Annotated in this window: 4 protein-coding genes and 2 pseudogenes; 1 reads left to right on the forward strand and 5 read right to left on the reverse strand. The window is 70.7% G+C overall.

Annotated features, from left to right (window positions below; translation table 11 throughout):
- The 4 genes and pseudogenes from AWZ10_RS53390 to ribA form a co-directional block, all read right to left on the reverse strand.
- Positions 1-145: pseudogene (locus AWZ10_RS53390) on the reverse strand (saccharopine dehydrogenase); the annotation flags it as partial.
- A gap of 7 nt (positions 146-152) precedes the next feature.
- A complete protein-coding gene (locus AWZ10_RS02275; RefSeq protein WP_046706049.1) occupies positions 153-1193 on the reverse strand; it encodes a saccharopine dehydrogenase in 1041 nt (346 codons plus the stop codon).
- Complete coding sequence (locus AWZ10_RS02280) at positions 1190-2335, reverse strand: NAD(P)/FAD-dependent oxidoreductase (RefSeq protein WP_060890315.1); 1146 nt, start codon at positions 2333-2335, stop codon at positions 1190-1192. Before AWZ10_RS02280 ends, AWZ10_RS02275 begins: the two co-directional genes overlap by 4 nt.
- A gap of 191 nt (positions 2336-2526) precedes the next feature.
- Positions 2527-3186, reverse strand: a complete 660-nt coding sequence (gene ribA, locus AWZ10_RS02285; RefSeq protein ID WP_046706051.1) for a GTP cyclohydrolase II — start codon at positions 3184-3186, stop codon at positions 2527-2529.
- Positions 3187-3264: 78 nt separating this feature from the next.
- Here ribA and AWZ10_RS47155 point away from each other — a divergent pair, with 78 nt between their 5' ends.
- Positions 3265-4056, forward strand: coding sequence for a creatininase family protein (locus tag AWZ10_RS47155; RefSeq protein WP_078935450.1), 792 nt, complete (start codon positions 3265-3267; stop codon positions 4054-4056).
- Positions 4057-4175: 119 nt separating this feature from the next.
- Here the strand turns inward: AWZ10_RS47155 and AWZ10_RS55445 are convergent.
- Positions 4176-4376: pseudogene (locus AWZ10_RS55445) on the reverse strand (UPF0104 family protein); the annotation flags it as partial.
- Between the last annotated feature and the right edge of the window lie 60 nt (positions 4377-4436).

Genomic DNA, 4436 nt, shown 5'->3' on the forward strand with positions numbered 1-4436 from the left:
CCAGGGCCTGCCCGGCGCGCTCCTCGGTGCGGTGCCACAGCCGCACCCGGGCGGCGGTGTCGCACAGCGCCGCCAGGCCGCTGCCCGTGGACAGACCGGCGCCGACCCAGTGGACGGTACCGCTCGCGGGAACCATCTCGGTCATCGGGCGACTACCTTTCTGTGAGCCCCAGTTCGTCGCTCACCTGACGGAATCGGTCCAGGCAGCGGCCCCACGCACCACCGGTCTCGAAGTCCAGCAACTGCGGCAGCAGCGCGGCCGAGAAGTCGGTGCTCGCCTCCCGGGGCAGCAGGGAGGGCAGGTTGTCGATGGCGATGAGATCGAGCGGAGGGTGCTCGCGCAGCCGCCGTACGGGGTGGTCCCATTCCGTGGTCGTGTCGTAGACCGGCAGGACGTTCATGGGTGAGCCGACGTCGACGGTGACGTCGCAGAGCGTCCTGAGCCGGCGGTCCGGGCCGTCGAGGTCCTTGTCCGTCAGGAAGGGCGGTACCGGGCGGGTCGTCAGGACCGTGTTGACCATCAACTCGTGGGCCAGCAGCGCCGGTCGGTCCAGGTCGCGGGTCTCGGCCAGGTCCCAGCAGGTCGGTTCGACGCCCGCCTCGCCGAACGCCACGCGCGCACCCCGGCCGCTGCGGCCCAGGGCGCCGATCACCAGCGCGCTCACGTCACCGGTGGACGCGCGGAGCTCGGCCTCCATCTCCTCCTTGGAGGTCGGCCGGAGCGGAGCCCGCAGCACGCCCCGGTGGTGGAGTACGGCGAGGGCCGCGCCCAGATAGCCGGCCCAGAAGCCGAAGGCGGCGAGCCTGCGGCCCCGGTCGTCCTCCAGGTACTCCAGGTCGAGCAGCGCACCGCCCCCGGCCGTGAACCTGCGCAGCAGCGTCCCGGCACCGGGCTGTCCCTTGTAGGCGTGCCCGAAGAAGATGTGACGGTGAGTCAATCGCGCTGGCGCGTCCGGGAGTTCCTTGAGTCCCACGATCACGGCCTGCGCGGACGCCGACACCCACGAGCCGGGGTCGGCGACCTGACACCCGGCCGCCTCGTACGCCTCGGTGGGGAAGATCCGCTGTGGGGAGTCCTCGACCGTGAGCCTCGCCCCGCTCTCGACGAGCCGCCGGGCGTCGGACGGCACGATCGGGGTGCGGCGTTCGGTGGTGCGGGTCTCGTGGCGGAGCCACAAGTGGAGATCGGTCATACGAGGTTGGCCTCCGGGCGCAGGGAGTCGGCCGTGAACCGGTCGACGCTCAGCGGGCTGATGTCGACGAAGGGTACGCGCCCGAGGTACAGGTCACGGACCACCTCGCCGACCGCCGGGCCCTGGAGGAAACCGTGGCCGGAGAACCCGGTCGCGTACAGGAAGCGGGAGCACGAACCGGCCTCGCCGATCAGGGCGTTGTGGTCCGGCGTGATCTCGTACAGGCCCGCCCAGCCGCCCGTCCGGCGCAGATCGAGCAGGCCGGGCGCGCGGCGCTCCATGGCCTCGTACAGGCGGGGGATCCAGCGGTCGTGGGTGTCGGTGGCGAAGCCGGGCCGTTCGTCCGGGTCGGACATGCCGACGAGGAGACCGGGGCCCTCGGTGTGGAAGTAGAGGCTGCTGGTGAAGTCGATCGTCATGGGGAGGTTCGGCGGGAGGCCGGGGACCGGTTCCGTGACGGCGATCTGGCGGCGCAGGGGCTCCACCGGGAGGTCCACACCCACCATGGCGCCGACGGACCGGGACCAGGCACCGGCCGCGCACACGACCGTGTCGGTGACGATGCGGCCCTTGCTCGTGACCACCGCGGTGATCGTGTCCCGCCAGGTCTCGATGGACTGGACCTCGCAGTTGCGCAGCACGGTCGCGCCGTGGCGGCGGGCCCCGGCGGCGTAGCCGTGGACCACGGACTCGGGAGTGCAGTGCCCGTCGTCGGGCGAGAACGCGGCGGCGAGCAGGCCCTCGGTGGAGATCAGCGGGGAGAGCCGCCGGGCCTCGGCGGGATCGACCATGCGGCTGGGCACACCCAGGTCGTTCTGGAGCTGTACGCCCGCCTCGAACTGGGCGACCTCGTCGGGGGTGGTCAGGAGGAAGAGGTAGCCGACCCGGTGGAGTCCGATGTCGTGGCCCAGTTCCTGCCTGAAGCGGCCGAACGCCTCCAGACTGCGGGCGCCGAGCTGGATGTTGAGTTCGTCGGAGAACTGCGCGCGGACCCCGCCGGCGGCCCTCGCGGTCGATCCGGAGGCCAGTTCGTCGCGTTCGACGAGGACGACGTCGTCCACTCCGGCGGCGGCCAGGTGGTAGGCGACGCTCGTCCCGATGACGCCTCCGCCGATGACGACGACCCGTGCGCTGCGGATCACGAACGCTCCCTTCGACCGAACGTGGTCGGACCACCCGACGGAGTCAGGTCTTCCACCACGGGCGAACGTTCATGCGGGGCGCCCCCGTACTTGCCCGAAGGGGAGTTGCGTACGGGGCTCCGGGCGGGCGCGGCGGCCGGTGTCGGAGCCTTGGGCCGCCTCCGGGACGGCCGCCGCGCGAACCCCGGCGCTCAGGACGAGTGGACCACCGCGTCCAGGTGCGGCAGGTAGTGGTCGAGCCGCTCCCGCTTGGTGCGCAGGTAGGTGATGTTGTCCTCGCACGGCGTGATCAGCAGCGGCACCTGCTCGGAGACCGCGATGCCGTGGCGCAGCAGCGCCTCCCGCTTGCGCGGGTTGTTCGACATCAGCCGGACCGACCGTACGCCGAGGTCGTGCAGCATCTCGGCCGCCACCCGGTAGTCGCGGGCGTCCACCGGCAGCCCGAGGGCGAGGTTCGCCTCGACGGTGTCCAGCCCCTCCGCCTGGAGCTTCATCGCCTGGAGCTTGGCCAGCAGGCCGATGCCGCGGCCCTCGTGGCCGCGCAGATAGACGAGAACGCCGCGCCCCTCGGCGACTATCGACCGGAGCGCGCTGTCGAGCTGCTCGCCGCATTCGCAGTGCTGGGAACCGAACGCGTCACCGGTCAGGCACTCCGAGTGCAGCCGTATGAGAATTCCCTCACCGCCGCTGATGTCGCCGTACACCAACGCCACTTGTTCCTCGCCGCGGTCCTGGTCGAGATAACCTACGGCCTCGAAGTCGCCGTACGTCGTGGGCAGGGGGGCGTTCACCACGCGTACGGCGCCGGAGGACTGGGCATTCGTGCCGAGTACACCAACATTTTCTGTCATGATCTGATTCCAATCTGGTAAGCCCTGGCGTCATGCGAAAATGACGGAGCATCAGCAGAGACGAGAGGCCTTGAAAAGATGAGCAGTTCGAGTCTTGTACCGACGGACACCACCGCGGACGTCCGCGCGCGGGGGGCAAGGGCCGGCCGACAGGTCGCGGTGCTTCCCGTCGGCAGCTACGAGCAGCACGGCCCGTATCTGCCGCTGGCCACCGACACACTCGTCGCCTGCGCCATATCCCGGGAGATAGCCGCCGCGTACCCGGTGCATCTCCTGCCGCCCGTGACCATCGCCTGCTCGCACGAGCACGCGGCCTGGCCGGGCACCGTCAGCATTTCCGCGACGACCCTGCACGCGATGGTCCGCGACATCGCCGCGTCCCTGCGCCGGTCGGGCGTCGAGGCGCTGGTGGTGGTGAACGGTCACGGTGGGAATTATGTTCTGGGCAATGTCGTCCAGGAATCCACCGCGGCGGGACATCGAATGGCGCTTTTCCCGGCGATGGAGGACTGGGAATCCGCCCGCGAACGGGCGGGCGTACAGACCTCGTTGCTCAGCGATATGCATGCGGGAGAAATAGAGACCTCCATACTTCTGCATTGCCACCCCGAATTGGTCCGGCCCGGTCACGAGACCACCGATTTCCTTGCCGACGACCGCCGTCATCTCCTCTCCCTCGGTATGTCGGCCTACACCGATTCCGGTGTCATCGGCCGTCCGTCCCTGGCATCCGCCGCGAAGGGGAAGGAGCTGCTGGCAGGGTTCGTCGAATCCTTCGGGGCGTACTTCTCATTGGTCACCTCGGACGCCTGGGACACGGGAACGGTTCCGCCCGGGGCGCCGTCGGCACCCGCCTCGTCCGTCGGCTGACGGCGGGCCCGCAGGGAGCCGTACCAGCGTCCGACGAGCACGAGGGCCCCGGGCAGGGCGGCCGCGAAGCTGAGGACACCGTAGACGACGGCCACGGTCAGCCCCTGGGAGGCGCCCAGACCGGCGGCGCCGAAGGACCAGGCGGTGACGCCCTCGCGGGGGCCCCAGCCGCCGACGTTGAGCGGCAGGCTCATCGCGATCAGGGCCAGCAGCGCCAGGGGCAGCACCTCCAGCGGGGTCGCGGCGGACCCGGCGACGCGTGCGGCGAGCAGGAAGGTCGCCACGTATCCGGCCAGTACCGCCACCGACGAGACCAGCACGGCGGGGCCGCTGTCGCGGTTGAGCAGCGCGCCGCGCGCCTCGGTGAGGGCGGCCCGGAC

It is taken from the genome of Streptomyces europaeiscabiei, from assembly GCF_001550375.1.
GTDB classification, from domain to species: Bacteria; Actinomycetota; Actinomycetes; order Streptomycetales; family Streptomycetaceae; genus Streptomyces; species Streptomyces europaeiscabiei.

Bases quoted from the DNA above. Each gene is read 5' to 3' on its own strand.
- AWZ10_RS47155 (WP_078935450.1), top strand. From the start codon at position 3,265: ATGAGCAGTTCGAGTCTTGTACCGACGGACACCACCGCGGACGTCCGC.
- AWZ10_RS02275 (WP_046706049.1), bottom strand. From the start codon at position 1,193: ATGACCGATCTCCACTTGTGGCTCCGCCACGAGACCCGCACCACCGAA.
- ribA (WP_046706051.1), bottom strand. From the start codon at position 3,186: ATGACAGAAAATGTTGGTGTACTCGGCACGAATGCCCAGTCCTCCGGC.